The 25,462-nt window shown below is 60.7% G+C and carries 20 protein-coding genes and 2 pseudogenes; 18 read left to right on the top strand and 4 right to left on the bottom strand.

Annotation, left to right across the window (positions count from 1 at the left end; translation table 11 throughout):
* Positions 1-22: 22 nt before the first annotated feature.
* From AB7933_RS12880 to AB7933_RS12890, 3 genes are all read right to left on the bottom strand, one after another.
* Entirely contained in the window at positions 23-682 is a 660-nt protein-coding gene (locus AB7933_RS12880; RefSeq protein WP_024074626.1) for a response regulator transcription factor, read from the bottom strand.
* A 56-nt stretch (positions 683-738) separates the two neighbouring features.
* Positions 739-1,104, bottom strand: a complete 366-nt coding sequence (locus tag AB7933_RS12885) for a cupin domain-containing protein (RefSeq protein ID WP_024074627.1) — start codon at positions 1,102-1,104, stop codon at positions 739-741.
* Between the two features lie 300 nt (positions 1,105-1,404).
* Complete coding sequence (locus AB7933_RS12890; RefSeq protein ID WP_024074628.1) at positions 1,405-2,703, bottom strand: NAD(P)/FAD-dependent oxidoreductase; 1,299 nt, start codon at positions 2,701-2,703, stop codon at positions 1,405-1,407.
* Between the two features lie 626 nt (positions 2,704-3,329).
* Here AB7933_RS12890 and AB7933_RS12895 point away from each other — a divergent pair.
* The 18 genes and pseudogenes from AB7933_RS12895 to AB7933_RS12980 all read left to right on the top strand — a co-directional run bounded on the left by AB7933_RS12895 (position 3,330) and on the right by AB7933_RS12980 (position 23,717).
* Positions 3,330-4,454, top strand: coding sequence for an IS481 family transposase (locus AB7933_RS12895; RefSeq protein ID WP_024073683.1), 1,125 nt, complete (start codon positions 3,330-3,332; stop codon positions 4,452-4,454).
* 568 nt (positions 4,455-5,022) lie between these two features.
* Positions 5,023-6,015 carry a helix-turn-helix domain-containing protein gene (locus tag AB7933_RS12900; protein WP_024074631.1) on the top strand — a complete coding sequence of 331 codons (993 nt, stop codon included), beginning with the start codon at positions 5,023-5,025 and terminating at the stop codon, positions 6,013-6,015.
* Between the two features lie 68 nt (positions 6,016-6,083).
* Positions 6,084-7,016: a SphA family protein gene (locus AB7933_RS12905; protein WP_024074632.1), complete on the top strand. Its 933-nt coding sequence runs from the start codon at positions 6,084-6,086 to the stop codon at positions 7,014-7,016.
* Positions 7,017-7,026: 10 nt separating this feature from the next.
* The gene (locus tag AB7933_RS12910; RefSeq protein WP_024074633.1) at positions 7,027-8,259 is read left to right on the top strand and encodes an MFS transporter; all 1,233 of its coding nucleotides are present in this window, start codon (positions 7,027-7,029) and stop codon (positions 8,257-8,259) included.
* A gap of 16 nt (positions 8,260-8,275) precedes the next feature.
* Positions 8,276-9,739 (top strand): amidase, encoded by a 1,464-nt coding sequence (locus tag AB7933_RS12915; protein WP_024074634.1) that lies wholly within the window; start codon positions 8,276-8,278, stop codon positions 9,737-9,739.
* 281 nt (positions 9,740-10,020) lie between these two features.
* The gene (locus AB7933_RS12920; protein ID WP_024074635.1) at positions 10,021-12,918 is read left to right on the top strand and encodes a PAS domain-containing sensor histidine kinase; all 2,898 of its coding nucleotides are present in this window, start codon (positions 10,021-10,023) and stop codon (positions 12,916-12,918) included.
* Complete coding sequence (locus AB7933_RS12925) at positions 12,918-13,547, top strand: response regulator (protein ID WP_024074636.1); 630 nt, start codon at positions 12,918-12,920, stop codon at positions 13,545-13,547. The genes AB7933_RS12920 and AB7933_RS12925 overlap by 1 nt, the downstream gene beginning before the upstream one ends.
* A 70-nt stretch (positions 13,548-13,617) precedes the next feature.
* Positions 13,618-14,895, top strand: coding sequence for a methyl-accepting chemotaxis protein (locus AB7933_RS12930; protein ID WP_081329170.1), 1,278 nt, complete (start codon positions 13,618-13,620; stop codon positions 14,893-14,895).
* 13 nt (positions 14,896-14,908) lie between these two features.
* Positions 14,909-15,277 carry a response regulator gene (locus tag AB7933_RS12935; RefSeq protein WP_024074638.1) on the top strand — a complete coding sequence of 123 codons (369 nt, stop codon included), beginning with the start codon at positions 14,909-14,911 and terminating at the stop codon, positions 15,275-15,277.
* 33 nt (positions 15,278-15,310) lie between these two features.
* Complete coding sequence (locus tag AB7933_RS12940) at positions 15,311-15,628, top strand: STAS domain-containing protein (protein WP_024074639.1); 318 nt, start codon at positions 15,311-15,313, stop codon at positions 15,626-15,628.
* A 4-nt stretch (positions 15,629-15,632) separates the two neighbouring features.
* Complete coding sequence (locus AB7933_RS12945) at positions 15,633-17,783, top strand: chemotaxis protein CheA (protein ID WP_024074640.1); 2,151 nt, start codon at positions 15,633-15,635, stop codon at positions 17,781-17,783.
* 23 nt (positions 17,784-17,806) lie between these two features.
* Positions 17,807-19,057 (top strand): annotated as a pseudogene (locus tag AB7933_RS12950) (MCP four helix bundle domain-containing protein); the annotation flags it as partial.
* 192 nt (positions 19,058-19,249) lie between these two features.
* A pseudogene (locus tag AB7933_RS12955) lies at positions 19,250-20,224 on the top strand (methyl-accepting chemotaxis protein); the annotation flags it as partial.
* A 3-nt stretch (positions 20,225-20,227) separates the two neighbouring features.
* Positions 20,228-20,740 carry a chemotaxis protein CheW gene (locus tag AB7933_RS12960; protein WP_093235893.1) on the top strand — a complete coding sequence of 171 codons (513 nt, stop codon included), beginning with the start codon at positions 20,228-20,230 and terminating at the stop codon, positions 20,738-20,740.
* A 55-nt stretch (positions 20,741-20,795) separates the two neighbouring features.
* Positions 20,796-21,320: a chemotaxis protein CheW gene (locus tag AB7933_RS12965; protein WP_024074643.1), complete on the top strand. Its 525-nt coding sequence runs from the start codon at positions 20,796-20,798 to the stop codon at positions 21,318-21,320.
* Positions 21,321-21,341: 21 nt separating this feature from the next.
* Positions 21,342-22,145: a CheR family methyltransferase gene (locus tag AB7933_RS12970; protein ID WP_024074644.1), complete on the top strand. Its 804-nt coding sequence runs from the start codon at positions 21,342-21,344 to the stop codon at positions 22,143-22,145.
* Positions 22,138-22,650 (top strand): chemotaxis protein CheD, encoded by a 513-nt coding sequence (locus AB7933_RS12975; RefSeq protein ID WP_024074645.1) that lies wholly within the window; start codon positions 22,138-22,140, stop codon positions 22,648-22,650. Before AB7933_RS12970 ends, AB7933_RS12975 begins: the two co-directional genes overlap by 8 nt.
* Positions 22,647-23,717, top strand: coding sequence for a protein-glutamate methylesterase/protein-glutamine glutaminase (locus tag AB7933_RS12980; protein WP_024074646.1), 1,071 nt, complete (start codon positions 22,647-22,649; stop codon positions 23,715-23,717). The genes AB7933_RS12975 and AB7933_RS12980 overlap by 4 nt, the downstream gene beginning before the upstream one ends.
* Positions 23,718-23,805: 88 nt before the next feature.
* On the opposite strand, the gene AB7933_RS12985 is transcribed toward AB7933_RS12980, so the two are convergent.
* Positions 23,806-25,428 (bottom strand): acyl-CoA synthetase, encoded by a 1,623-nt coding sequence (locus AB7933_RS12985; protein ID WP_024074647.1) that lies wholly within the window; start codon positions 25,426-25,428, stop codon positions 23,806-23,808.
* Between the last annotated feature and the right edge of the window lie 34 nt (positions 25,429-25,462).

A 25,462-nucleotide genomic window follows, 5' to 3' on the forward strand; every position in this document is an offset into this window, starting at 1 on the left:
TCAACCGAAGGGTTGAGGCGGCTTAGAGAAACAGCGCGGCGACCAGTTCGGTACGGCTGCTGACGCCCGTCTTGCGGAACAGGTGGATCAGGTGGGTCTTGATGGTGGGCAGGCCGACATCCAGCTCCAGGGCCAGTTGCTTGTTGCTCGCGCCCTGACGCAACAACCAGGCAATCTGGCGCTCCTTGGGCGTGAGCCCGGCCAGTGCATCGTCGCAGGGTTGCATATTGGCCACCGCCATTTGCAACAAGGCCTGCAAGGCGTTGAGCTGAGTCAGTTGGTCGGTGGTGAACACCCCTTGCTCCGCCGTGCGCAGCAAGGAGATAGCCGCCTGAGGCTGGTCGGCGCGATGGGCGACGATCTCCACCACATCGACCACGCCGTAGCGTTGCAGGAAGTCTTGATAGCGGCGGCTGTCACGTAGCGGCTGGCGGGCCATGGCGAAAACCAGCGGTACCACCGCCAGCCCGCTGGACAGGCAATTGCGCGGTTGCAACGGGTCGAATTGGCGGTAGTTGTCGAGGTAGTCGCGATGCATCTCACCGCTCATGCCTTGCAGCCTGAAATCATGCGCTTGCAGCTGGCGGTCGACGCAATAGAACGCTGCCTGGCTGGCGGGCACCAGTTGAGTGAACGCCTTCAGGCAATGGCTGGCGACTTCCTGAGCGGGGATGGCGTGCATGGTCGGTCACCTGGTTGGAAGAAACGCTGCCGGCCGAAGCCGGCAGAGGGGGGCGATCAGGCTACCGCGAAATAGTGCTTCACAAAACTCTCGCTCACCACCTCCCACAGCACCGGCGTGCCCTTGGTCACGAACCAGCTGTCGCCGGCCTTGTAGCGGGTGCTCTGGCCGGTGCTTTCGTCGGTCAAGACCACTTCGCCAGTGACCACCGTGGCTTGCTCGGCGAACGGGTAGGTCATCCGGAACTTGCCTTGGGTGGTGCCGAAATAGGCGCTGCTGACGGGGTCGGTGGGGGCACCGAAGGTCATTTTGCCAAAGGCCTTGACCTCACCTTCGAGGATCTCGGAGCCCAGGTCGGCAACCGTGCCCCAGGCATCCAGGTCCGACAGTTGGACATCTTTCTTGAGGGTGGTAACGGGCATGGCGGTTCTCCTGTGAATGAAAAAGGGGGCTTAACGGCTAATGCCAGTCAAGAGATAGAACGGGCAAACAGTCACCTGTGGCGAGCGAGCTTGTTGTGGCGAGCGGGCTTGCCCCGCGTTGGGCTGCGAAGCAGGCCCAATAAGGCCGCCGCATTTCTCCTGGTGGAACCGGGAGACTGGTTTTAGGGCCGCTACGCGCCCCAACGCGGGGCAAGCCCGCTCGCCACAACAAGCCCGTTCGCCACAGTAAGTCCGCTTGCCACAGTTACAGTGTTCCTCCTTGACTGACGGGCATCAGGCTCAACGGCGACCGTTGAAATAGCCTGATAGTTGATGAAGGCTTTTGCCGGCTGTCAGCAGCAACGGGCGTATGTGGTCCTTGCCCAGAATCTGCGCATGCTTGACCGAGCTGATCAGGTCGTAGCGCGAAGAGCCTTCGCTCATGCCTTCGGCCAATACCTTGCAGATGATGTGGCTCGGGGTGACCCCGAAGCCCGCGTAGCCCTGCACATAAAAGGCATTGGGGCGCCCGCTGAGCGTGCCGATCTGCGGGAACAAGTTGGCCCCGGTCGCCATCGGCCCGCCCCACGCCAGGTCGATTTTCACGTCCTTGAGGTACGGGAAAATCTTCAGCATCAGGTTGCGGTTCCAGGCTTTGAGGTCCAGCGGAATGTGCTCGACAAAAGGCGTGGCAGCACCAAACAGCAGGCGGTTTTCGTTGGTGACCCGGTAGTAGTCGATCACCGGTCGAATGTCGCTGTAGGCGCCGCGTATCGGGCTGATTCGGCGGATCATCTCGTCCGACAGCGGTTCGGTCATCAACTGGAAGGCGTAGGTGTTTAGGGTGGTCTTGTGCAGCTCGGGTTCCAGTTTGTTGAGGAAGCTGTCGCAGGCCCACAACAATTTGGAGGCTTTCACCGAGCCCCGGCCTGTGCGCACGGTGATGCGCTCGCCATAGCTGACTTCCAGGGCCGGGCTGTGTTCATAGATACGCACGCCGTGTCCGACCAGCGCCTTGGCTTCGCCCAGCAACAGATTCAGTGAGTGAACATGCCCGCCGCCCATGTGCAACAGCGCGCTGCTGTAAGCGTCGGAACCGATGATCTGCTTGACCTCGGACCCCGCCATAAAGCGGATTTCGTCCTGGGTATTGATCGACTTGAAGTCCTTCTCCCAGGCGCGCAGGGTTTTTTCCTGGCGGGCGTTGAAGCCCATGTAGCCATAGCCGTGGCAGAAGTCTGCGTCGATCGAGTACTTGGCGATGCGATCCTTGATGATGCCAGCACCCAGCTCGCTGATTTCAAAGATCTCGCGCAGCCCTTGCTCGCCCACCTGCTGCTTGATTTTCTCCAGGTCGTGGCCGATCCCCGCCATGATCTGGCCACCGTTGCGGCCCGTGCCGCCGAAGCCCAGGTAGCGGGCTTCCAGCACCACGATATTGGTGATGCCTTTTTCGGCGAGTTCGAGTGCGGTATTGATCCCCGAAAAGCCACCGCCAATCACCACGACATCCGCTTCCACGTCCTGCTCGAGTGTGGGGAAGCTGAGGTTGTATTTCTTGGTCGCCGAATAATAGGTAGGCGTTTCAATATTGATCATGGCGCAGCCTGGAAAAGTGAAAGAAAACTCGCTGCAGAGCCGACGAGAGGCTCTGTTCCGCTCAGGTGCTATTAAGTCCCTTCCGAGCGGCAGATGTCTTGACGCTGTGTGCCGCCAGTCTTGACCGTGGCTGCCACCATCAACCATGAATCCGGCCTGGCAGTAAAGCTGCACACAGCAATCGATTGTCGATCGCTGACTGATTGCGCCCACCCCTGTCCAAGTCGCGCAAACGTATCCACGATGCGAAGCGAGCCGCTCTCGCTCTCGCTCTCGCTCTCGCTCTCGCTCTCGCTCTTGATCTTGATCTTGATCTTGATCTTGATCTTGATCTTGATCTCAAGCGCCCCGTTAAACCACGCTGGCCGCAATCCGATATTGATTTGGGGGGTAAACCGGCAGGGATGCCGGTTTAGCCGCCCCGCGCCATGGATGGCGCGTGGCGGCGGCCCCCCAAATCAATGTCGGATTGCGGGCACACCGAGCCTGAGCGAGGTGCCGAGTGGTGGGGCAAAGCGTTTTTGGTTACTTTTGGCGCTCTTCTGTATGGACCGGACACATGGTTGACGGGTGTGCGGGGACATGGTGGACACTTTTCGGCGAGCCAATTTCGCCGGAAAGCCATCATGCCCTGGGACACGAGAGATGCCATGAGCCTGAAAGAAGAGTTTGTTGCCTTAGCAGGGCAACCCGGCAGCAACAAACGAGAACTATGCCGACGGTTCGGTATCAGTCCGCAGACGGCTTACAAGTGGCTTAACCGCTACGCGACGCTCGGCCATTCAGGGCTGCAAGATAAATCCCGAAAACCGGCTACCAGCCCCAAGCTGACCACGCCGGCCCTGGAAGCGCAGGTCATAGCGCTCAGACAAGACCATCCAGCATGGGGTGGGCGCACGATCAGCAGCCTCTTGAAAAAGCAGATTGCTCCCAGCACCGTTACCAATGTCCTGCACCGGCACGGGCTGATTCAGCCGACTACGAAGGAGCAAGAGGCAAAGCTGAGGTTTGAACACGAGGCGCCCAACAATCTTTGGCAGATGGATTTCAAAGGGCATTTCCCGACGCAAGAAGGCAGATGCCATCCCCTGACTTTACTGGACGACCATTCACGTTTCAGTTTGGCTATTCAAGCTTGTGATAACGAGCGTGGAGCCACGGTGAAAGAAAGGTTGACCGAGGTATTCCAGCGCTTCGGATTACCGGCTCGCATCAACGTTGATAACGGACCGCCTTGGGGCTCTCCACGTAACCCTGGTGAAATCACAGAGCTGAGTATCTGGTTGATTCGTCTGGGTATTCGGATCAGTTTCAGCCGCCCTTACCACCCACAAACCAATGGAAAGATTGAGCGTTTCCATCGCTCACTCAAGGCCGAAGTACTTGAAGGGCGTCAGTTTTCCACGCTCAAGGAAGCTCAAGCAGCATTTGATCGGTGGCGTGATGTTTATAACCTGCAACGGCCCCATCAGGCGCTGGACTACAAGGTGCCTATGGACCGGTATAGAGCCAGCCCATGGGCTTATCCGCAACAGTTACCAACCTTTGAGTACGGACCGGACGACGTATTAGCCAAGGCTTATCACAGCCGTTTTCGTTTTCAGAAACGCTACTTCAGCATCGCCAAAGGTTTGGCTGGGCATCACATCGCAATACGGCCCAACACTGAAGGTGATGGACTGTTTGACGTGTTTTTCTGCCATCACTTCCTACGAACGATCGACGTGAGCAAACCTGACTATGGTCCATAATGTGTCAACCATGTCCCCGCACATGTGTCCACCATGTGTCCGGTCCATACAGCGCTCTTCCAAAAGTGACCCGCTGTAAGAGCGGAACCCTAAGTAGCCGTTACCGCAGCAACGGATATGTACTCATTCCACTCCAACATCCTGGTCGGCCCCGAGGCCGCCATCGGGGGCAAGCCCCCTCCCACATTTAAGCCGAGGAGCATCAGTTAGATAGTCGTGGGCTCCCGAGCCGCCAAAGGTTCAGGGCCAGACTGTAAGAGCGGAACCCTAAGTAGCCGTTACCGCAGCAACGGATATGTACTCATTCCACTCCAACATCCTGGTCGGCTGTCAGGCCGCCATCGGGGGCAAGCCCCCTCCCACATATAAGCCGCGGAGCATCAGTTAGATAGTCATAGGCTCCCAAGCCACCACAGGTTCAGGGCCACACCAAAGCCGTGTAGATCCCCACCCCTGGCAACCCCCCCACTATCCATTTTCGGCACAAATGCGCAAACCCCCCACAGGGCGGAATGGAACTTGCGTAATAACCGACCCGTAAGCCTTGCAACTGAAAAAGGTTGGGTCAATGAACAACAACAATATGCTGGTGCCCACCGCCTCTGCGCTGGTTCGATCGACATTACCCTTCCAGCGTTGGCAGACGAACGACATCGATGAGCACGCTCGTAATATGGACGGTTGGCACGTTCGCTATGACCAACTATCACCGGGCCCCTTTACAGGGGAGCTGATCGAATTCCGCTCGGGCTGGATGCAACTGGCACGCGACCGCTCTAATCAGGCCATGATCAAAAGGGGAACGGCCTGGAAAGGCGCGATCACGTTCAGCTTGCCCCTGAGTGCCAGCGGCGCGCTGTATTGTTCGGGGCATCCGATCCATGAGCCTAGCCTGCTGGTCGCCCATGGCGAAAATCTTCCCGAACTGCTCACGCCACAACACTTGGATTTGCTCAGTGTGGCGATTGAAGAACAGGCGTTGGAGCATGTCCTGGAGCGTCAGGGCAGCCAGTTTCGAATTACCGATCTTCCCAAGTGTTACCGCCTGGGCAACTCATCGGTGCAACGTGAACTCATGGCGCTATTCGATGAACTGGCGGGCTGCGATCAGGGGCGTGATGCGGTGCTGGGGCATGACTCTATCCGTCGCGGCATACGCGATGCGGTGATGCTGCACTTGTTGGAATTGGTGGCGCCGGATCAAGCGCCGCCGCTCAATCCCACGGCTCGCAAAAGGATGGTCGACCGCGCCCGCGAATACGCGTTGAGTCACCTCGACGAGCCGCTGTCGATCCTCGACCTGTGCAATCACATCGGCGCCAGCCGACGCAAGCTCCAGTACTGTTTTCAGGAAACCCTGGGGATCAATCCGGTGGCTTATCTGCGTGCGCTGCGCCTCAATGCGGTGCGACGTGAACTGCGAATGAGCACCCAAGCCCATGGCGTACAGGAAGTGGCGGCGCGCTGGGGGTTCTGGCACCTGAGCCGGTTCTCCAGCGATTACCGCACGATGTTCGGCGAAAGCCCTTCACAGACCCTGCGTCGCACTCAACTCTGCTGAAAACGGATAACCGGCTCACGTCACGCGTTACTAGGATGGCCCACACCACTTGATGGGAGGGGCATTCGATGATTAACAAGAATAATGCAAGCACCGTGCGTGTGACGCTGTTTACGCTGGGACTGGTCGGTTGCTGCGCCAGTGTGCACGGCACCGAGAATGGTTCGCCGACCACGGCCGTTGGTGTCTACGATTTCGGCGCGGGGATGATGCCGCCCGCCACGCCTTTTGGGACAGTGGGGGTGCGAACAGCGTTTTACTCGACCAATGTGCAGAAAGATCGCCACGGACGTTCAGTTGACAACCATCTTTCTCTGGATGTCTTGTCCATCGCGGCCGCGTATATGCGCATGACGGATCACACCGTGCTGGGCGCTAACTATGGGTTCGGCATGGTGGTGCCATTTTTCAAGATGGACGCTTCCCTCCAGGTACCGACACCGGCCGGCCCGCTGAACCTGGAAGCCGATCCGTTTCGATTGGCCGACGTGCAATTTCTACCGGTGATCCTGCAATGGAATCTATCGCCGAATCTGTTTATCAACACCCAGTTGCAGATCCAGACGCCCACCGGTGACTACGACAAGAATCGTCTGGTCTCCCCAGGGCTCAATCACTGGACGTTCTCGCCGATCGTCAACGCTACTTACATCACCGACAGTGGCTTTGAGGTTTCTTCCAGCTTTGAAGTCGACGTCAACACCCGTAACCCTGCCACCGATTACAAAAGCGGTGTGGAGTATCGGCACGAGTTTGCCGTCGGTCAGCATGTGGGGCCGTGGATCCTGGGCCTGGGGGGGTACTACTACCGCCAGTTCACCGACGACGATGCGCCCGGGCTGCAATCGGGCAACCGCGCGCGGGTGCTGGCCGTCGGCCCGGCAGTGAGCTACTTCAAGCCCGGCCTGCCGGCTGTGTGGCTGCATGCCTACAAGGAAACCGACGCCGTCAACCGTGCCCAGGGTTACACCGTGGCGCTGCGTATTTCTCAAAGCTTCTAAGGGGCTGGCCATGAACTCATCACATTCCGATTTCCCCGCACCACGGCAAGCCACCGGGCGCCGTGAAGGGCTGGTGCTGATGCTGGGCAGCAGCCTGACCATCATGGGCGCGGCCATGGTGGCGCCGATCCTGCCCAAGCTCGGTGCCGAGTTCGGCCCGCTGGAACCGCGTGCCGACTTGTTGGTGCCGTTGGCGGTCACCGGGCCGGCACTGGCGATTGTGCTGTGCGCGCCCCTGGCCGGCTGGTTGGCCGACCGGGTCGGGCGCAAGGCGTTGCTGGTGATCGCCACCCTGTTATATGCCGTGCTCGGAGCCATCCCGGCCCTGCTGGATAACTTGCCCTCCATCGTCGGTGTACGCCTGCTGTTCGGCGCGGCGGAGGCGGTGGTGATGACCTGTTGCGCCACGCTGATTGCCGACTATTGGCACGGCGAGGAGCGGCTGCGCTACATCAATCGGCAAGTGGTCACCATCGGTCTGGTCGGCTCGCTGTTCTATGTGGTGGGCGGCGCATTGGGCGAACACTCCTGGCGCCTGCCATTCCTGTTGTACCTGCTGCCACTGTTGTTGGTGCCGATGATGATCAAGGTGCTGTGGGAACCCGCGGTCGCCCGCCGACCCGTCGAGGTGGCTGAACAGGGCAGGGTGGCCGTGCTGCCCCTGGTGCTCGGTTATCTGCTGATCCTCAGCGGGATGGTCCTGAGCTTTATCGTGCCGATCCAGGCGCCGGTTTTACTCGTCAGCCTCGGCGTTACCTCAAGCACGATGATCGGGCTGTCGGCGGGGGGCAGCCTGCTGGCGACCCTGGGCGGTTCGTTAGCCTGGCCGCTGCTGCGTCGGTGCATCGGTATCCCCGGCTGCAATGCGCTGTTGCTGAGCCTGTTGGGCTTGGGGTTGTGGCTGCTGGTGCGAGCGCCGAGCTACACCATGGTGTTGCTGGCAGTGCTGATCCACGGCCTGGGCGCCGGGCTCCTGGTGCCTAACGCGATGGCGCCGGTGATGAATGCCCTGAGTGCGAAAACCCGCGGGCGCGGTTTGGGCGGGTTCACGGCTTTTCTGTATTTCGGTCAATTTGTCAGCCCGCTGGTGGTGGCCTTGCTCAGCGTTTACTCGGGTGACGTACGTCGTTCAATCCTGTGGCTGGCCTGCGCCAGCTTCGCCTCGGCCCTGGCATGGGCCCTGGCAGGCCTGCAAGCGCGGCGCAAAGCGCTCACCCAGGCATTCAGATCAAGTCATTCATAATCAATAGGAGATGAACATGGACATCCACAACCTGCTGGACAGCGAGGACGCCACCGGTTTGGCCGAGTGGGTCAGGCGTGGTGAGGTGCAGCCCGGCGAGCTGCTGGAAGCGGTGATTGAGCGTATCGAACGGATCGAACCGCAGCTGAATGCGGTGGCCGAGCGGCTCTACGATTCGGCGCGGCAGGCGGCACGCGCGTCGCGACCCGCTCACGGTGTGTTTGCCGGGGTGCCGACCCTGGTCAAGGACCTGTTTTCGCCGGTCAAGGGGGCCGCGATGACCAATGGCTCACTGGCGTTGGGAGGCGCGCGCGCAGACGTTGAAGCCGAAATAGTCACCCGTTTGCGCGGCACCGGTTGTTTGATTCTCGGCACCAGCACCTCTCCGGAATTCGGCACGTCCTACTCCACCGAGTCCACTCGCTTTGGCGCGACGCGCAACCCCTGGAACCTCGAGCATAGCGCGGGCGGTTCCAGCGGCGGCGCGGCGGCCCTGGTTGCTGCCCGTGTCGTCCCCTTTGCCCATGGCAACGATGGTGGCGGCTCCTTGCGCGTCCCTGCGTCATGTTGCGGTGTCTTTGGTTTTAAGCCGAGCCGTGGCCTGCTGCCGTCGGGGCCGATGATTGGCGAGGGCTGGGCCGGCATGGGCACCCCCCATGGGATTACCCTGTCGGTCCGTGACAGCGCCGCGTTGCTGGATGCCACGGCCGGGATCGACCTGGGCGCCCCTTACGCGGCCCCCCTGTCGGCACAGCCCTATGTCTGCGCAGTGCAACGTGACCCTCGACCGCTGCGGATTGCGTTGGTCGAGCAACTGGGACCCTGGCCGACCTCCGATGAGTCTGTGGACGCCGTGCGCCAGGCTGCCAGTGTGTGCCAAGCCTTGGGCCATCGTGTTGAGCCGGCCACGTTGCCGGTGGTGCTGCCGGAGTTTCTCGATAAGGTCTTCACCATCATTGGTGCAGGTACCCGGCATTACGTCGAGGTGTTGGGCCAGATGCGCGGATGTGCGGTACGGCCTGAGGAACTGGAGGCGCGCACCCGGATCATTCTGCGCACCAAGGGCGACGTCAGCGGCGCGCAGTACGCCGGGGCGGTGGAGTGGATACATGCCTTGGGCCGCCAATTGGCGATGTTCATGCAGGACTACGACGTGATACTCACGCCAACGTTAGCGCGTGAACCGGTACGGATAGGTGAGCTGGACCTGCAAGACGATCGCTTGAGCCTGGAGGCGTTGGTTGAGCGTTTCCACAGTTATTCGCCGTTCACGGCGGTGTTCAACGCCAGCGGGCAACCGGCGATGTCGGTGCCGCTGTACTGGAGCGCTGCGGGCTTGCCGATGGGCGCGCACTTCGCCGGTCGTTTTGGCGAGGAAAGTACCCTGTTCGCACTCGCCGCGCAGTTGGAGCGCGCCCAACCCTGGCGCGGGCGAATCCCGCCGTTCAATGCCTGCCGGCGGCCCGCTTCAGCGCTGTAATCAGGGGCGAAACAGGGTGGCTGCCAATGGTTATCAACGCGTACCACGGGTAGCCCCCTGTCGTTATTTTTGATCTTGAGCTACCCTTCAGATAAGGATTACAAATTATTTCGGAAAAGCTCCAGGCGTCACCACACAAATGCTCCAGCCTGCGGTAGGCCGACTGGTCGGCGTAGGCCAGGCAAGTCGGTGGCGCGATAGTCCATCCAGTCATTGCTGAGTGTTTTACCGCAGGAAGCACAGGGAAGAATCATTCGCGAAGGACAGGCAAAGGAGCTGCAGTGGCTGACGATGAAATGCTGCAAACCCTCGAGAGCGTGCTCGCCTGCCTGTCAGGTGCTGTGGTCGCGCTGGATCGAGCTGCTCGGGTGGTCGCAGGCAATCCCGCGTTCTCACATCTGCAAATCCAAAACGGCGTTCGCCCCGCCACGGGCTGCGAATTTATCTCCCTCCTGCGGTCCGAAGACCATGGGTTGTTTTACGCTGCCCTGGAAAAGGCGGCGGGGAAAACGCGCGCTGTTTTCGCGGCGTTGAGCCGGGTGTCGTGCGGGTTGGACATCTCGCTCACGGTATGGCGCGACGATTATTTTATTGTCGAGGTCATTGCCCGCCAGGCGCCATCGCCCCCGCAATCGAATACCGAAAGTTTCTCGGACATTCCGCTCAGGTCCATTTTCGATTCCTCGGGTACCGGCCTGGCGCTGGTGGCGCTGGACGGTCGTTGGCTACGGGCCAATGGCGTCATCTGCACGCTGCTGGGCTATAGCGAGGCGCAACTGCAAGCCACCACGTTCATGGCGCTGACCCACCCCGAGGACCGCGAGGTCGGCAAGCAGTTGATCGACGAACTCAAGCGCGGTGCAAGGCCAGGCGCTACGTTGCATAAACGCTATATCCATCGCGACGGGCGCGTGGTGTGGGTCAGGTTGACCGTGGGCCTGGTACGGGATGATCAAGGCCAGCCGGTCTGCTTCGTGTCCCAACTGGAGGACATCACCGAGAATTGGCAGCTTCGCGAAACCTTGATGGGCAGCGAACTCAAATTTCTCACCCTCGCGGAAAACTCACCCAACATCATTGTTCGCTACGACCGCAATCTGTTACGCACTTACGTCAACCCGACCTTTCTGCTCTTGACTGGCCGGTCTTATGACGAGTCGATAGGCGTCAGCCCTGGCGAGGGCGCAGGTCACTATCTCAACCAGCTGCGTCATGTGGTTGCGACGGGGGAAACGGCGCAATTCCTCGACAGCTGGACCTTCGAGGGCAGTACCGAGTATGTCAGTTGTGCGGTCAGCCTGATGGCCGAGCGCAGTCATAGCGGTGAGGTGATCGGCGTGCTGGCGCTGGCCCACGACATTACCGAGCTGCGCAAGCAACAGGTCCTGGAAGACGCGCGCCTGGGGATTTTCGAAAAAATGGCGACCGGCGGGGCTCTGGAGGAGACGCTGGCGTTGCTGGTGGGCTATTTGCAAATGGCCTTGCCCCATCGGTCCTGCGGGGTACGGCTGGCAGAGCCGCTCGGCATCGGACTGGCGACGTACAAGGCCCCTGCTGGACTGGCGGCATCCAGTCCCGCTGCTGGCTGGTGCGAACCGATCGTCGACAAACAAGGGCGCGTCCTGGGCATTTTCGAGTTGTCCCTGTCTCCCGGCGACGAGCCGGATGAGAGCGATATCCTGCGCGTACGCCAGACGTGTCACATCGCGGCGATCGCTATCGAACGCTGGCAGTCGGAGTCGTTACTCCGGGAGCGCGAGCGTCGTTACCGGGACATTTTCGACCACACCCTGGACATGCTGTGCCTGCTGGAAATGACCTCGGTCGGTGACCTGCGTTGCGTCGAGGTCAACCCTGCGTTGTTGCGCGCGCTGGGCAAAGCGCATGGCGAGGTGATCGATGAGAGCCTGGCGTCGATCTTTGGTCGGTTGAGCGCGCAAAAAATCCAGGCGCTTTGTGAGCAATGCACGGTGGTCGGACGCGTGATCGAGTCGGATGAGGGCATGGTGCTGCGTGACGAAGTTCGTCAACTGCACTTGACCCTGGTGCCGGTAGCGGACTCGGCCCGGGTGGCTCCGCGGATCCTGGTGATCAGTCGCGACATTACCCTGTTGGCCAGGGCTCGGCAGAAAGAACTCGAACGCCAGCACGACATCAACGCCCTGGTTGAAAACAGCCCGGACGCTATCGTGCGCGTGAGTGCGCATGGCCAAGTGCTGTACGTCAATGCGCAGCTGAAAAAATGGGTGGGCGGGGCGTGGCCGGAACTGATCGGAATGCCCATGGATGCGGTGGCCCCCCTGAACAACCAGGCTCAGCTGTTTCGCGAATTGGTGGCTCAGGTGATCCAGCAGAATAAAGCGACGGAGCAGGAGTTTCTCCTCTCGGGGTTGAAGGCCGCGCCCAAAGTCGTGCTGATCCACTTTGTGCCGGAGGTCGACGGCCAGCGGGTAGTCAGCGTGCTGGCGGTGGGGCGCGACATTTCCAAGCTGCGTGCTGCCGAGCGGCGCCTGGCCAATTCGAATGCACAGTTGCGTGATCTGTCGACCCGCCGCGAAACGGCGCGCGAAGAGGAGCGCAAACTGATCGCCAGGGAAATCCATGACGAACTGGGCCAGCACCTGACCGCACTGCGCATGGGCATATCGCTGTTGAGGTTTCAGTTCGGTGCCAGCACGCCCGAACTTACCCCGCAGGTCGAACGGCTGATGGTACTGACCGATAAGACCATCCAGGTCGTACGGGATGTCTCCACCAGCCTGCGACCGTCTGCGCTGAACCTGGGGCTGGTCTCCGGCCTGGAATGGCTGACAACCGAGTTTGTCACCCTGACCCGGGTTCCTTGCACGTTGCACCTGCCTTCGATTCCCCTGACGCTCCCCGATACACACATCACCGCAGCGTTTCGCATCGTGCAGGAATCGTTGACCAATATCGCTCGCTACGCCGAAGCGACACAGGTCAGCGTCACCCTGAGCCCGCAGGAAACCCACTGGCTGCTGGAGGTCCAGGATAACGGCAAGGGGTTTGACCCGGATGCCGTTGGCCGCAAGACCTTAGGGTTGGCCGGGATGCGCGAGCGTGGCCTGATGCTGGGCGGCAAAGTGATTATTTTCAGCCATCCCGGACACGGCACTACGGTGCAAGCGTTCATTCCGATGCACAAGGATACGTACTGATGATTCGCATGCTGATTGCCGATGACCACACCATCATGCGCGAAGGGCTCAAGCAGTTGTTCATGCTGGTCGCCGACGTCCAGGTGGTGGCCGAAGCCGAGAGTGGTACCCAAGTGATCGAGCTGTTGCGCCAGGTCGAGATCGACCTGCTGCTGCTCGACATGAACATGCCGGGTATCAGTGGCGAGATCCTGATTGCCCGGCTGCATACCCAGTACCCGGATCTGCCGATCCTGGTGTTGAGCATGCATAACGAGATTCACATCGCGCAACGCGCACTGCGCGCCGGTGCGCTCGGCTACCTCACCAAGGACCGCGACCCCGAGACGCTGTTGGCTGCCATGCGTCGCGTGGCCAGTGGTCAACGCTATCTGGACCCCAACCTGGCCGAGCAGATTGCCCTGCAGAGCAGTGGCTTGAAGCAACACACCTACGTGGAAAGCCTGTCCGATCGCGAGTTCCAGATCCTGCGCTTGCTGGCGCATGGCATGAGCGTCAACCAGATTGCCGAGCAGTTGGTCATCAGCAACAAGACCGTCAGCACCCACAAGACGCGGCTCATGGAAAAGATGGGTTTCAGCTCCACCGCAGACATTGTGCGCTTCGCCATGACCTTGGGTATTTCGTGATCAACCCCCGCGGGTAGGGATTTTCCTACCCGGACTCCCGGTATCCCTACCCCAGAATAGGGATGGTCCGATGGCAGCAGTGCCATTATTGGGCCAGCATCTGTCTCAGGCAATCGAACAGCCGATCAACCGGCGACGAGATGCTTTGAATGGGAGACAGACCGTGAGCGAACAGACCACCCCGCCTTCGACCGCTTTGACGCTGTTTCCCGTGGCTTTGGCCGGTCTGCTCGGTGGCCTGGCAGTTGCCTACAGCAATGGCTTCAGTGCGTGGTCAGTGGGCGTGGCGAGTCTGTTGTTGGCGCTGTGCATCGGCCTGGGCTTTTGGGCGAACCGGGGCTACCAGGTCCAGTGGGCCCGCCTGCGCCAGCAGCTCGATCAGCCGGCAGTGGCCTCGGCGGCGTTGGCCGTCGATAACGGCCTGGCAGACGTGTGCCTGAGCGTGCTTCCGATCTGGTCGCGGCAGATAGAAGCGGCTCGAGCCATCAGCGAAACCTCCATCCTCAAGCTCAGCGAACGTTTCGGCACGCTGTCCTCGAACATCAGCCACAGCGTGGCCAGCAATGGCGGGCAAGACGCCTCCCAACAATTGGTCGACTTGCTGGAAGTCGGCCAGCAGGACCTCAACTCCATCGTGGTGGCCCTGCGCACCGCGCTGTCGAATAAAGAGAGCGAACTCAAGGAAGTCATGCAGCTCTCGGGTTTCACCGAGCAACTTCAGCAGATGGCCAAGTTCGTCGGTGACATCGCCAGTCAAACCAACCTGCTGGCCCTCAATGCGGCCATCGAAGCGGCGCGAGCCGGTGAGGCCGGGCGAGGTTTTGCGGTAGTCGCCGATGAGGTGCGCAAGTTGTCGAGCATGTCCGGCGAAACCGGGCGCAAGATCAGTGAAACCGTGATCACCGTCAACGCTGCTATTGCCCGTACGGTGCAGATGTCCCGCCACCACGCCGAGCAAGACACCGTGACCCTCGCCGATTCGGAGCGCGTGGTCTCTCAGGTCATCGAACATTTTCGCGCTACCGCCCAGACCCTCGTACGCAACAGCCATGACTTGCAGCAGCAGAGTACCTGCGTCGCCGACGAGATTGCCGAGGTGCTGGTCGCCTTGCAGTTCCAGGATCGCGTCAGCCAGATGTTGACCCTGATTACCGGCGACCTGGGCAAGCTGCAGCAGCAACTGGACGAGCGCCAAGCGTCGAGCCTGAGTGGGCATGCGCTCCCTCCGATGCGCAGTGACCGTTGGCTGCAAGAGCTTTCAACGGCTTACACGATGCCGGAGCAGCACGCCATTCATGACGGTCAGCCGCACGCCAAGGCCGAGGCCAACGAAATCACCTTTTTCTAGAGGAGTTTTTCCGATGAGCAAAACCATTCTGATCGTCGACGACTCGGCCTCCATCCGGCAGGTGGTGAGCATCACGCTCAAAGGCGCCGGTTATGACGTCATCGAAGGCTGTGATGGCAAAGACGCACTGAGCAAGCTGGACGGCCGCAAAATCCACCTGATTGTCAGTGATGTGAACATGCCCAACATGGACGGCTTGAGTTTCGTCAAGGCCGCCAAGCTGCTGCCGGCCTACAAGTTCACGCCGGTCATCATGCTGACCACCGAGGCCGGTGATGCGATGAAGCAGCAAGGCCAGGCTTCCGGTGCCAAGGCGTGGATGGTCAAGCCCTTTCAGCCCGCACAAATGCTTACCGCCGTCTCCAAGTTGATCCTGCCATAGCGATGACCAGCGACTGCTGGCCAGGAGGTCTCCATGAAAAGCCCCACCCCGATGCTCCGTCGTATCCAGGTCATGGAAGGCCCCCTGACGATCTACACGGCGACTGAACAAAAAGACGTGTTGTTGTCGTTGTTTCCCCTGGCCCATGAGGTCGAGTTGGACTTGTCCAATGTCGACGAACTGGACAGCGCCGGCTTGCAACTGTTGATCCTCATCAAGCGCGAGTCGCTCAAAGAGGGCACGCAGTTGTTGCTGAGCAACCCCAGCCCGACGGTGATCGAAGCGATACGGCTCAGCGGCCTTGACGACTACTTCACCAATGCCTCTTTCCCCCTGTCGGTCGGAGCATGATCGTATGGCCCAGCCCATGAACATGGATGACGTGCTGCAGACTTTCATTGCCGAGAGTCGCGAACTGCTGTTGCAGATGGAAGATGCGCTGCTACAGATCGAGAAGTCGCCGCAGGACCTGGACACCATCAACGGCCTGTTCCGCGTCGCCCACACCATCAAAGGCTCGGCCGGCTTGTTTGGCTTGATGCCCATCGTTGAGTTCACCCATGTCGCCGAAAGCGTCCTGGATCGGGTACGCAGCCTGGAAGTGCGGGTCGACGAGGCGTTGAGTGCGTTGTTCCTCGACGCCCGTGACCATATCGGCCAATTGATCGACCTGCTGGCCGAGGATGGCAACCTCGATCGATTGGACGAACCGTTGCAGGTCCAGGGCCAACGCCTGGGTGAGCGGCTTGCCCTGTACCTGGACGGCTCGGTCGCGACCGCTTCGCCCACCCCTAAAGGGGAGCCGTCGTCGACGGATGAGCAAGGGGCAAGTCCTGGCCACTGGCATTTGTCCCTGCGCTTTGGCCCGGATGTCCTGCGCAATGGCATGGACCCCTTGGCGTTCCTGCGCTACCTGAGCACGTTGGGGCGCTTGCTGCATACCGTCAGCCTGTTCGACGCGTTGCCGCCCCTGGCGTCCATGGACCCGGAAACCAACTACCTGGGGTTTGAACTCGCGCTGGCCAGCGACGCTTCCCGTGAGGTCATCGACGGCGCCTTTGATTTTGTGCGCGACGACGCGATCGTGCAGATCCTCGCACCCCACGCCACTGTCCAAGTCTGCCGCGCGCACATCGATGCATTGCCGGAAGACAAGGCTGCGTTGCTCGAGCTGCTGGTGCGTTGCGGCACATTGACTGAGCCCCAGGCCGTACTCGTCGCTCAGGAGGGCGAGCACGCAGCGGCCGAGACGCGCGACGAGCCTGATGCAACACAGGACTCGAACGCGCCGGTGATCAAGGCCGGCAAGAGTGCAGCGAGTCATGAAAGCAACCTGATTCGGGTCGATGCCGGCAAGCTGGATCAACTGATCAACCTGGTCGGCGAGCTGATCATCGCCGGCGCCGGAGCCAACCTGGTGGCGGTGCGTAGCGGGATTGGCGAGATGATCGAGGCCACCAGCCTGTTGTCGCGGTTGGTGGAGGAGGTCCGTGACTCGGCATTGACATTACGCATGGTGCAGATCGGCGCGACGTTCACGCGTTTCCAGCGTGTGGTGCGGGACGTATCCAAAGAGCTGGGCAAGGACATCGTGCTGCACATCGGCGGTGGCGAGACCGAGCTGGACAAGACGGTTGTCGAGCGTATCGGCGACCCGCTGACGCACCTGGTGCGCAATGCCATGGACCATGGCATCGAACCCGCGTCCACGCGCCTGCAACGTGGCAAGCCGGCCCAGGGCACGGTGCGCCTGAACGCCTATCACGAATCCGGCAGCATCGTGATCGAGGTGTCGGACGACGGCGGTGGCCTGGCCAAGGACAAAATCCTCGCCAAGGCCCGCGAGCGTGGCCTGGTGGGCGAAGGCCAGCAACCCGCGGACAAAGACATTCTGAATCTGATTTTCGAGCCGGGTTTTTCCACCGCCGACCAGGTCAGCAACCTGTCGGGGCGCGGCGTGGGCATGGACGTGGTGAAGCGCAATATCACGGCTTTGCGCGGCAGCGTGAGCCTCGAGAGCGAAGAGGGGCAGGGCACCACGGTGCGCATTCGCCTGCCGCTGACGCTGGCAATCATCGACGGTTTCCTGATCGGGGTGGGCAAGGCGTCCTATGTCATCCCGCTGAACATGGTCGAGGAGTGCATCGAGCTGGCGCCGGAGCAATCGGCAGGCACCGGCTACCTGGACCTCAGGGGCGATGTGCTGCCGATCTTGCGCCTGCGGGACATGTTTGATGTGCAAGAACCTGGAGGTAACCGAGAAAACGTGGTCGTCGTGCAATACGCAGGCCTGCGTGCCGGCCTGGTGGTCGATCGCTTGCAGGGGGAGTTTCAGACCGTGATCAAACCATTGGGCAAAGTGTTTGGTGAGGCCCATGGACTGGGCGGGTTCACGATCCTTGGCAGTGGAGCCGTCGCCCTGATTCTGGATATACCCAATCTGTTAGGACTCGTTGCCAAGGACGCCACCTACCGTTCGATCCCAAGTCCTTTATCGACTCAATGAAGCGTCACCAGGAGTTCCTCGCCATGACCGTTATCAGAAACATCATGTTGTTGGTTTTCACGGCCGTACTGGGTGTTGTCGTGTTGGGCGGCACCAGCTTTTACCTGACCGATAAAATCAATACGAGCGCCAGTTATGCCAATGCCAACACGGTCCCCAGCTTGCTGGACATCGACCGTGCCGCCGCGGCCTTCACCGACCTTCATGCCTTGCAATGGCAGCATTTGAACGATCCCGAGAAAAATGTCGTGCCGAGTTACGCCGAGAGCGTGGCCCAGCGTTTCAGTGTCATTGCCAAAGCCCTGGATCACTATCAGGCCGAGTTGATCTCCGACGACCATGACACCGCACTGTTGAAGCAACTGCGTGGTCGCCTGGAGGAGTTCGCCAGCTTGCAGGCGCGTTTCGACACGTTCGTCGCCAGCGGCGATCAAGCCTCGGCCCGTGCCTTGATCGAGGCGAGCCAGCCCTTGCAAAACGCGGCGCTGACGGCGATCAGTGATCTGCGCGAATACAACCTGGAACTGGGGCGCAAGGGCCAACTGCTCGCGACCGCCACCGAGAAGAATGCACGCTACATCATCCTGTTGGTGAGTGGCCTGACGCTGTTGGCAACCCTGCTGATCGGTGGGTTGCTGGGGCGTAGCCTGATGCGCCAGCTCGGTGCCGAGCCGTCGGTGGTTCGAGCCTTCGCTGCACGTTTGTCCGCCGGCGAGCTGACGGCAAAGGCAACGCTGCGCCAGGGTGACACCACTAGCCTGATGGCGAGCATGCAGCAGTTGGGCGCGAGCCTGCATGAATTGATCGAGCAGATGGACCGTATGTCCAGTGAGCACGACAAGGGTGACATTGACGTGCAGATCGATGCTGGCCGCTTTCATGGCAGTTATCGTTCCATGGCCCAGGGCATCAACGATATGGTCAACGGCCACATCGCGGTCAAGAAAAAAGCCATGGCCTGTATCCGTTCGTTCGGCGAAGGCGATCTGTCGGCACCCCTCGAGCGCTTCCCAGGCAAAAAAGCCTTTATCAACGAAAACATCGAGCTGTTGCGCACCACTATCCTGGCGCTGATCAATGAGATGCAACACATGTCCAGCGAGCACGAAAAAGGTGACATCGACGTCATGATCGATGTGGATCGCTTCTCGGGCTCGTACCGTGATATCGGCCAGGGTATCAATGACATGGTCAGCGGCCATATCAGCGTGAAGAAAAAGGCCATGGCCTGTATCCGTTCGTTCGGCGAAGGCGATCTGTCGGCGCCGCTTGAGCGGTTCCCAGGCAAAAAAGCCTTTATCAACGAGAACATCGAGCAACTGCGGGCTAACGTCCAGGCACTGATCGAAGACACCCGCCAGATCAGTGACAGCGCGCTGATCGGCAAGCTGGACACCCGCCCTGACGTGACACGGCATCAGGGTGACTTCCGCCGCATCATCCTCGGCATCAATGGTTCGCTGGATGCGATCATCGTGCCGATTACCGAAGCCATGGAGGTGTTGTCGGCGATTTCCGGCGGCGACCTGACCCGTAGCATCAACGGCGACTATCAAGGCAAGTTCCTGGAGCTCAAGCACTCCGTCAACGGCACCGTGGAAAAACTCTCGGAAATCATCGCCGAAGTGCGCGGCTCGGCGGACTCGCTGTCCAGTGCCTCGGAAGAGATCTCCGCGACGGCCCAGAGCATGGCTCAATCGGCGTCCGAACAGGCCGCATCGGTGGAACAGACCTCGGCATCGATGGAGCAAATGTCGGCGTCCATTGCCCAGAACACCGAGAATGCCAAGGTGACCGATGGCATGGCGGGCAAGGCCAACAAGGAAGCGTCCGAAGGCGGTCGAGCCGTCAAGGATACCGTGGCAGCGATGAAGACCATCGCCGAGAAAATCGGCATCGTCGATTCCATTGCCTACCAGACCAATCTGTTGGCGCTCAACGCCGCCATCGAAGCCGCGCGTGCTGGCGAGCATGGCAAGGGGTTCGCGGTGGTGGCGGCAGAAGTGCGCAAACTGGCCGAGCGCAGCCAGATTGCCGCGCAGGAAATCGGTGAAGTGGCCAAGAACAGCGTGGCCTTGGCTGAACGCGCGGGCAACCTGCTGGACGAGATCGTGCCGTCGATCGCCAAGACGTCGGACCTGGTGCAGGAAATTGCAGCCGCCTCGGAAGAGCAATCCATCGGCTCCGAGCAAATCAACAGCGCGATGTCGCAGATGAGCCAACTGACCCAGCAAAACGCGTCGGCTTCCGAGGAACTGGCTGCGACGGCCGAGGAGATGAGCGGCCAGGCCGAGCAGTTGCAGGAACTGATGGGCTTTTTCACCGTACAGACCAAGCGCGCCGGGCGGACGGTCTCGATGCCCGCCACCAGCCGTGCGACGTTCACCCATGATCAGGACAGCCATTCAGAGAGCGGTGGTTTCGTCCGCTTCGGGAGTTGACCCATGAGTGCCTCAGCCGTTATGTCGGGCACTTTCGAGCCACCACTGCAAGCCGAGGAACCCTTGCAGTACCTGACCTTCCTGGCGGCCCAGGAGATGTATGCGGTCAACACCCTGAGTGTTCGCGAAATCATCGAATACAACCAGGTGACCAGCGTGCCGATGATGCCGGCGTTCCTGCGCGGGGTCATCAACCTTCGCGGTTCGGTGGTGCCGGTGGTGGACCTCAAGGCCCGGTTTGGCCAGGGGACGACGGTCTTGGGCAGCCGCACGTGCATTGTCATCCTGGAGGCGGCGAAGGAGGGCGAGTCCCAGGTCCTGGGGGTGGTGGTGGACTCGGTCAGCGAAGTGATTGAGATACTCGATGCGGATATCAAGCCCGCCCCCGCCTTCGGTAATCACATTCGCACCGACTTCATCCGGGGGATGACCAAGGTGCGAGGCGACTTTGTCACGCTGCTGCAAATTGAGCATGTTTTGTGTGTCGATGAGATGGCCGGCTTGATGAAAGTGTGACGCGAACGGCCGCGCCCCCAGGCGCAGGCGGACAGTAACTGATCCGAGGTGAATCATGGCGCTATCCATCGAAAATCCAGGCAATGCCACGGCCTCGAGCCCAGGCCAGTACCTCACCTTTGAGCTGGGGGAGGAGATGTTCGCCGTGGGCACGCTCAACGTACGAGAGATCATCGAGTATGGGCCGATCACCAGTGTGCCCTTGTTGCCCCCCAGCATTCGCGGGGTGATCAACCTGCGAGGCGCCGCGGTGCCGATACTGGATCTGGGGGTGCGCTTTCGCGGCGAACGCACCGTACAGACCTCAAGGACCTGCTTTGTGATCCTGGAGGTGCAGGCCAATGCCGTGCGCAAGCCGGTGGGCATCATTGTGGATGCGGTCAGCGAAGTGCTCGAGATCGCCGGGCAGGACATCGAACCCTCGCTGAACTTCGGTACCGACGTCAGGGCTGATTTCCTGTTGGGCATCGGCAAGCTGGAGAGCGGTTTCGTGCTGTTGCTGGATGTCGGTCGGGTGCTGTCCCTGGAGCAGGTCGATGCACTGGCGAACCTTGAGTCCTCGCTGCCTGCGACCGTCTGATTCTTTCTTGGAAACGTCCTTATGAACGTGATTCTGTCCGACGCCGAGTTTCAGCAATTTCGCAATCTCATTCATCAGATCGCGGGCATCAGCCTGTCCGATGCGAAGAAACAGTTAGTGAGCGCTCGGCTGGCCAAGCGTTTGCAAGTGTTCAAGCTCACGAACTACGGCGCTTACTACAAGGTGCTGATGCAGGACAGTGCGGAACTGCAGGTGGCGATCGACATGCTGACCACCAACGAAACCTATTTCTTCCGCGAGCCCAAGCATTTTGATTTCCTGCGTGATGTGGCGCTGCCCGAACTGCGCGGCAGCGGGCCGTTGCGCGTATGGAGTGGCGCGTGCTCGACCGGGGAGGAGCCCTATACCCTGGCGATGGTCCTGGCGGACAACCTCGCCGGTCGGCCCTGGGAAATTGTTGCGTCGGACATCAGCAGCCGGGTATTGGACAAGGCCCGCCTAGGGCGCTACCCCCTGGACGGGACACGCGGGATTCCCGAAGCACTGCTGCATAAATATTGCCTCAAGGGTGTCGGTACCAACCACGGGTGTTTCATGGTCGAACCGGCGCTGGCGTCGCGGATCGACTTCCAGGCGATCAATTTGAATAACCCGTTGCCGAAACTGGGGATGTTTGACGTCATCTTCCTGCGCAACGTGATGATCTATTTTGACAACGACACCAAAGTGCAGGTCGTCAAGCGGCTGGTCAGCCACCTCAAGCCGGGTGGGTATTTCATTGTCAGTCACTCGGAGAGCCTCAATGGCATCACCGATGAGCTGCGGCTGGTCAAGCCTTCCATCTACCGGAGGCCACATGCCTGATTCCCGCGAGGTGTTCCTGAATCCCGGCGAGTGGTTTTTCGGCGCTGGCTCGATTCGGCTACGAACCGTGCTGGGGTCGTGTGTGGCCCTGGTGTTCTGGCATCCCCGGCACTTGCTGGGCGGCATGTGCCACTACCTGCTGCCGCAGCGCGCGGTGGCCAAGCCCGGTGTGCTGGACGGGCGCTACGGCAATGAGGCACTCGAATTGTTGCTCGCACGGATACACGCGAGCAAGGTCCGGCCTGCCGAGTTCAGGATCAATGTCTACGGTGGTGGGGACATGTTTCCCGGGCTTGCGCGTGCGGATAACCACTACGTCGGGCAACGCAATGTCGAGCAAGCCAGGCGACTGCTCGACCTGCACCAGTTGCCTTGCCACAACTTCCACGTGGAAGGCGTGGGGTATCGCACCGTGGTGCTCGATCTTGCCACTGGCAACATTGAACTCAACTACCTGGCCCTGCAACGACCCCCCGGCAGACCCCATGGAGAGCGTACGACATGAGCCTTATCAAAGTGCTGATCATTGACGACTCCGCCGTGGTTCGCCAGGTACTGACGGCGACCCTGGGACAAGACCCCGCTATTGAAGTGATTGGCGCAGCCGCGGACCCGGTGTTCGCCATGGAAAAAATGAACAAGCAATGGCCGGATGTCATTGTGCTGGACGTCGAGATGCCACGGATGGACGGCATTACGTTCCTCAAGAAATTGATGGCCGAACACCCCACGCCGGTGGTCATCTGCTCCACATTGACCGAGAAGGGCGCGGCCACCACCATGCAGGCGCTGGCTGCCGGCGCGGTGAGTATCGTGACCAAGCCACAACTCAATTTGCGCCAGTTTCTGACCGACAGCGCCGATGAACTGGCCGGTGCCGTCAAGGCCGCAGCCCGGGCCAACATGAAGCGGATGGTGCCGTCCGGGGAGCGGGTCCCCGTCAGGTTGAATGCCGACGCCATACTGCCTGGGAGCACTCAGGCGATGGCGCGCACCACCGAAAACATCGTTGCCATCGGAACGTCCACGGGAGGGACGCAAGCGTTGGAGCTGGTGTTGACCGCCTTGCCCAGGGTCTGCCCAGGCATTGTGATCGTGCAGCACATGCCTGAACACTTCACGGCGGCGTTTGCCGAGCGACTCAACCGACTGTGCGAGATCGAGGTCAGAGAAGCCAGGCATGGCGACCGGGTCATGCCCGGCTGTGCGCTGATTGCACCCGGTGGCCGGCACATGTTGCTCAAGCGCAGTGGTGCCCAATACCAGGTAGAAATTGTCGACGGGCCTCCCGTCAGTCGGCATCGCCCTTCGGTGGATGTGCTGTTTCGCTCGGTTGCCCGCAGTGCGGGAGGCAACGCCCTGGGCATCATCATGACGGGCATGGGGGACGATGGCGCCCGCGGCTTGAAGGAAATGCACGACAACGGTGCCCGCACCCTCGGCCAGGATGAACAGTCCTGTGTGGTGTACGGTATGCCCAAGGAGGCCTTCAAGCTGGGGGCCGTGGAGCGTGAGCTGCCCCTTGAGCATATTGCGGCGGCGATTTTGCAGTCGACGCATCAGCGTCGCTGAGGCTTCGGTCCGTGTGTGAGGGGCGGCAGGACACCCTGCGCCCCAGGCTCAAAGACTCGCGTTTCGAGAATGTGGTCTGGGGTTCGGGCTAGAGCTTTTTCGCCATGTCCCTTAACACGAACTTCTGGATCTTGCCGGTCGAGGTCTTCGGCAACTGCGTGAACACCACCGTGCGCGGGACCTTGAAGCCCGCCAGGTGTTCTCGGCAGAAACTGATGATCTCGGCTTCGCGGACGTGGGGGTGGTCGGCCTTGAGGGTGATGAAGGCACAGGGCGTTTCACCCCATTTCTCATCGGGGCGGGCGACGACGGCTGCTTCCATGACGGCCGGGTGGCGGTACAGCACACCTTCGAGTTCGATGGTGGAGATATTCTCGCCGCCGGAAATGATGATGTCCTTGAGCCGGTCGCGGATTTCCACATAGCCGTCGGGGTGGGTCACCGCCAGGTCGCCGGTGTGGAACCAGCCGCCTTCGAACGCTTCGGCGGTGGCGGTCGGGTTCTTCAGGTAGCCCTTCATCACGGTATTGCCGCGCATGAAAATCTCACCGATGGTCTGGCCATCATGGGGCGTGGGTTCAAGGGTTTTCGGGTCGGCGACCATCACGCCTTCCAGGGTCGGGTAGCGCACACCTTGGCGTGCCTTGATCTGCGCCCGTTCTTCCAGGGGCAGGGCATCCCATTCGGCGTGCCAGGCGCAGAGGGTCACCGGGCCATAGACTTCGGTCAGGCCATAGACGTGGATGACCTTGATGCCCATTTCTTCCACGGCACCGATCACCTTGGCCGGTGGAGCGGCGCCGGCGACCATGGCGTTCACCGGGTGGTCGATGGCGGCCTTGGCCGAGTCCGGCATATTCACCAGCGCGTTGAGCACAATCGGCGCACCGCACAAGTGGGTGACCTGGTGCTCGCGGATCAGATTGAGGATTTTCTGCGGATCGACTCGGCGCAGGAACACATGCACCCCGGCCAAGGCCGTGATGATCCACGGGTAGCACCAGCCATTGCAGTGGAACATCGGCAGGGTCCACAGGTACACGGGGTGGTTGCCGATCGCCCAGATCATCTGGTTGCCCAGGGAGTTGAGATAGGCGCCGCGGTGGTGATAGACCACGCCCTTGGGGTTGCCGGTGGTCCCCGAGGTGTAGTTCAGCGAAATGGCCTGCCATTCATCCTCCGGCCACTGCCAGGCGTAGTCCGGATCGCCTTCGGCCAGGAAGGCCTCGTAGTCCAGTTCGCTGACCGGCTGGCCTTCGCCGTATTCCGGGTCGTCGACGTCGATCACCAGCGGCGGATGGTCCAGCATGCCAATGGCGGCATGCACCACGTCATGGAACTCGCGGTCGGCGATCAGTACCTTGGCTTCGCCGTGGGCCAGCATGAACGCGATAGCCTCGGCATCCAGGCGCACATTGAGTGCATTGAGGACCGCGCCAATCATCGGCACGCCGAAATGCGCTTCGAGCATGGCCGGGATATTGGGCAGCATGACGGCCACCGTGTCGTTTTTGCCAATCCCGCGACCAGCCAGGGCAGACGCCAGGCGTCGGCAGCGACGATAGGTTTGCGCCCAGGTGGCGCGCACCGATCCGTGGATCACGGCAGGGTAGTCGGGATAGACGCTGGCGGTGCGTTCGATGAAGCTCAACGGCGAGAGGGCGATGTGATTGACGCTGGTCGGCGCGAGGCCTTGCTCGTAAATGGACATGGTGCAAATACCCGGTGGCTGATTATTAGCTCTA

It is taken from the genome of Pseudomonas gorinensis, from assembly GCF_042015035.1.
GTDB classification, from domain to species: Bacteria; Pseudomonadota; Gammaproteobacteria; order Pseudomonadales; family Pseudomonadaceae; genus Aquipseudomonas; species Aquipseudomonas gorinensis.

Excerpts from the sequence above, each read along its gene's own strand:
- AB7933_RS12880 (WP_024074626.1), bottom strand. The coding sequence starts at position 682 with ATGCACGCCATCCCCGCTCAGGAAGTCGCCAGCCATTGCCTGAAGGCG.
- AB7933_RS12885 (WP_024074627.1), bottom strand. The coding sequence starts at position 1,104 with ATGCCCGTTACCACCCTCAAGAAAGATGTCCAACTGTCGGACCTGGAT.
- AB7933_RS12890 (WP_024074628.1), bottom strand. The coding sequence starts at position 2,703 with ATGATCAATATTGAAACGCCTACCTATTATTCGGCGACCAAGAAATAC.
- AB7933_RS12895 (WP_024073683.1), top strand. The coding sequence starts at position 3,330 with ATGCCCTGGGACACGAGAGATGCCATGAGCCTGAAAGAAGAGTTTGTT.
- AB7933_RS12900 (WP_024074631.1), top strand. The coding sequence starts at position 5,023 with ATGAACAACAACAATATGCTGGTGCCCACCGCCTCTGCGCTGGTTCGA.
- AB7933_RS12905 (WP_024074632.1), top strand. The coding sequence starts at position 6,084 with ATGATTAACAAGAATAATGCAAGCACCGTGCGTGTGACGCTGTTTACG.
- AB7933_RS12910 (WP_024074633.1), top strand. The coding sequence starts at position 7,027 with ATGAACTCATCACATTCCGATTTCCCCGCACCACGGCAAGCCACCGGG.
- AB7933_RS12915 (WP_024074634.1), top strand. The coding sequence starts at position 8,276 with ATGGACATCCACAACCTGCTGGACAGCGAGGACGCCACCGGTTTGGCC.
- AB7933_RS12925 (WP_024074636.1), top strand. The coding sequence starts at position 12,918 with ATGATTCGCATGCTGATTGCCGATGACCACACCATCATGCGCGAAGGG.
- AB7933_RS12930 (WP_081329170.1), top strand. The coding sequence starts at position 13,618 with ATGGCAGCAGTGCCATTATTGGGCCAGCATCTGTCTCAGGCAATCGAA.
- AB7933_RS12935 (WP_024074638.1), top strand. The coding sequence starts at position 14,909 with ATGAGCAAAACCATTCTGATCGTCGACGACTCGGCCTCCATCCGGCAG.
- AB7933_RS12940 (WP_024074639.1), top strand. The coding sequence starts at position 15,311 with ATGAAAAGCCCCACCCCGATGCTCCGTCGTATCCAGGTCATGGAAGGC.
- AB7933_RS12945 (WP_024074640.1), top strand. The coding sequence starts at position 15,633 with ATGGCCCAGCCCATGAACATGGATGACGTGCTGCAGACTTTCATTGCC.
- AB7933_RS12960 (WP_093235893.1), top strand. The coding sequence starts at position 20,228 with ATGAGTGCCTCAGCCGTTATGTCGGGCACTTTCGAGCCACCACTGCAA.
- AB7933_RS12965 (WP_024074643.1), top strand. The coding sequence starts at position 20,796 with ATGGCGCTATCCATCGAAAATCCAGGCAATGCCACGGCCTCGAGCCCA.
- AB7933_RS12970 (WP_024074644.1), top strand. The coding sequence starts at position 21,342 with ATGAACGTGATTCTGTCCGACGCCGAGTTTCAGCAATTTCGCAATCTC.
- AB7933_RS12975 (WP_024074645.1), top strand. The coding sequence starts at position 22,138 with ATGCCTGATTCCCGCGAGGTGTTCCTGAATCCCGGCGAGTGGTTTTTC.
- AB7933_RS12980 (WP_024074646.1), top strand. The coding sequence starts at position 22,647 with ATGAGCCTTATCAAAGTGCTGATCATTGACGACTCCGCCGTGGTTCGC.
- AB7933_RS12985 (WP_024074647.1), bottom strand. The coding sequence starts at position 25,428 with ATGTCCATTTACGAGCAAGGCCTCGCGCCGACCAGCGTCAATCACATC.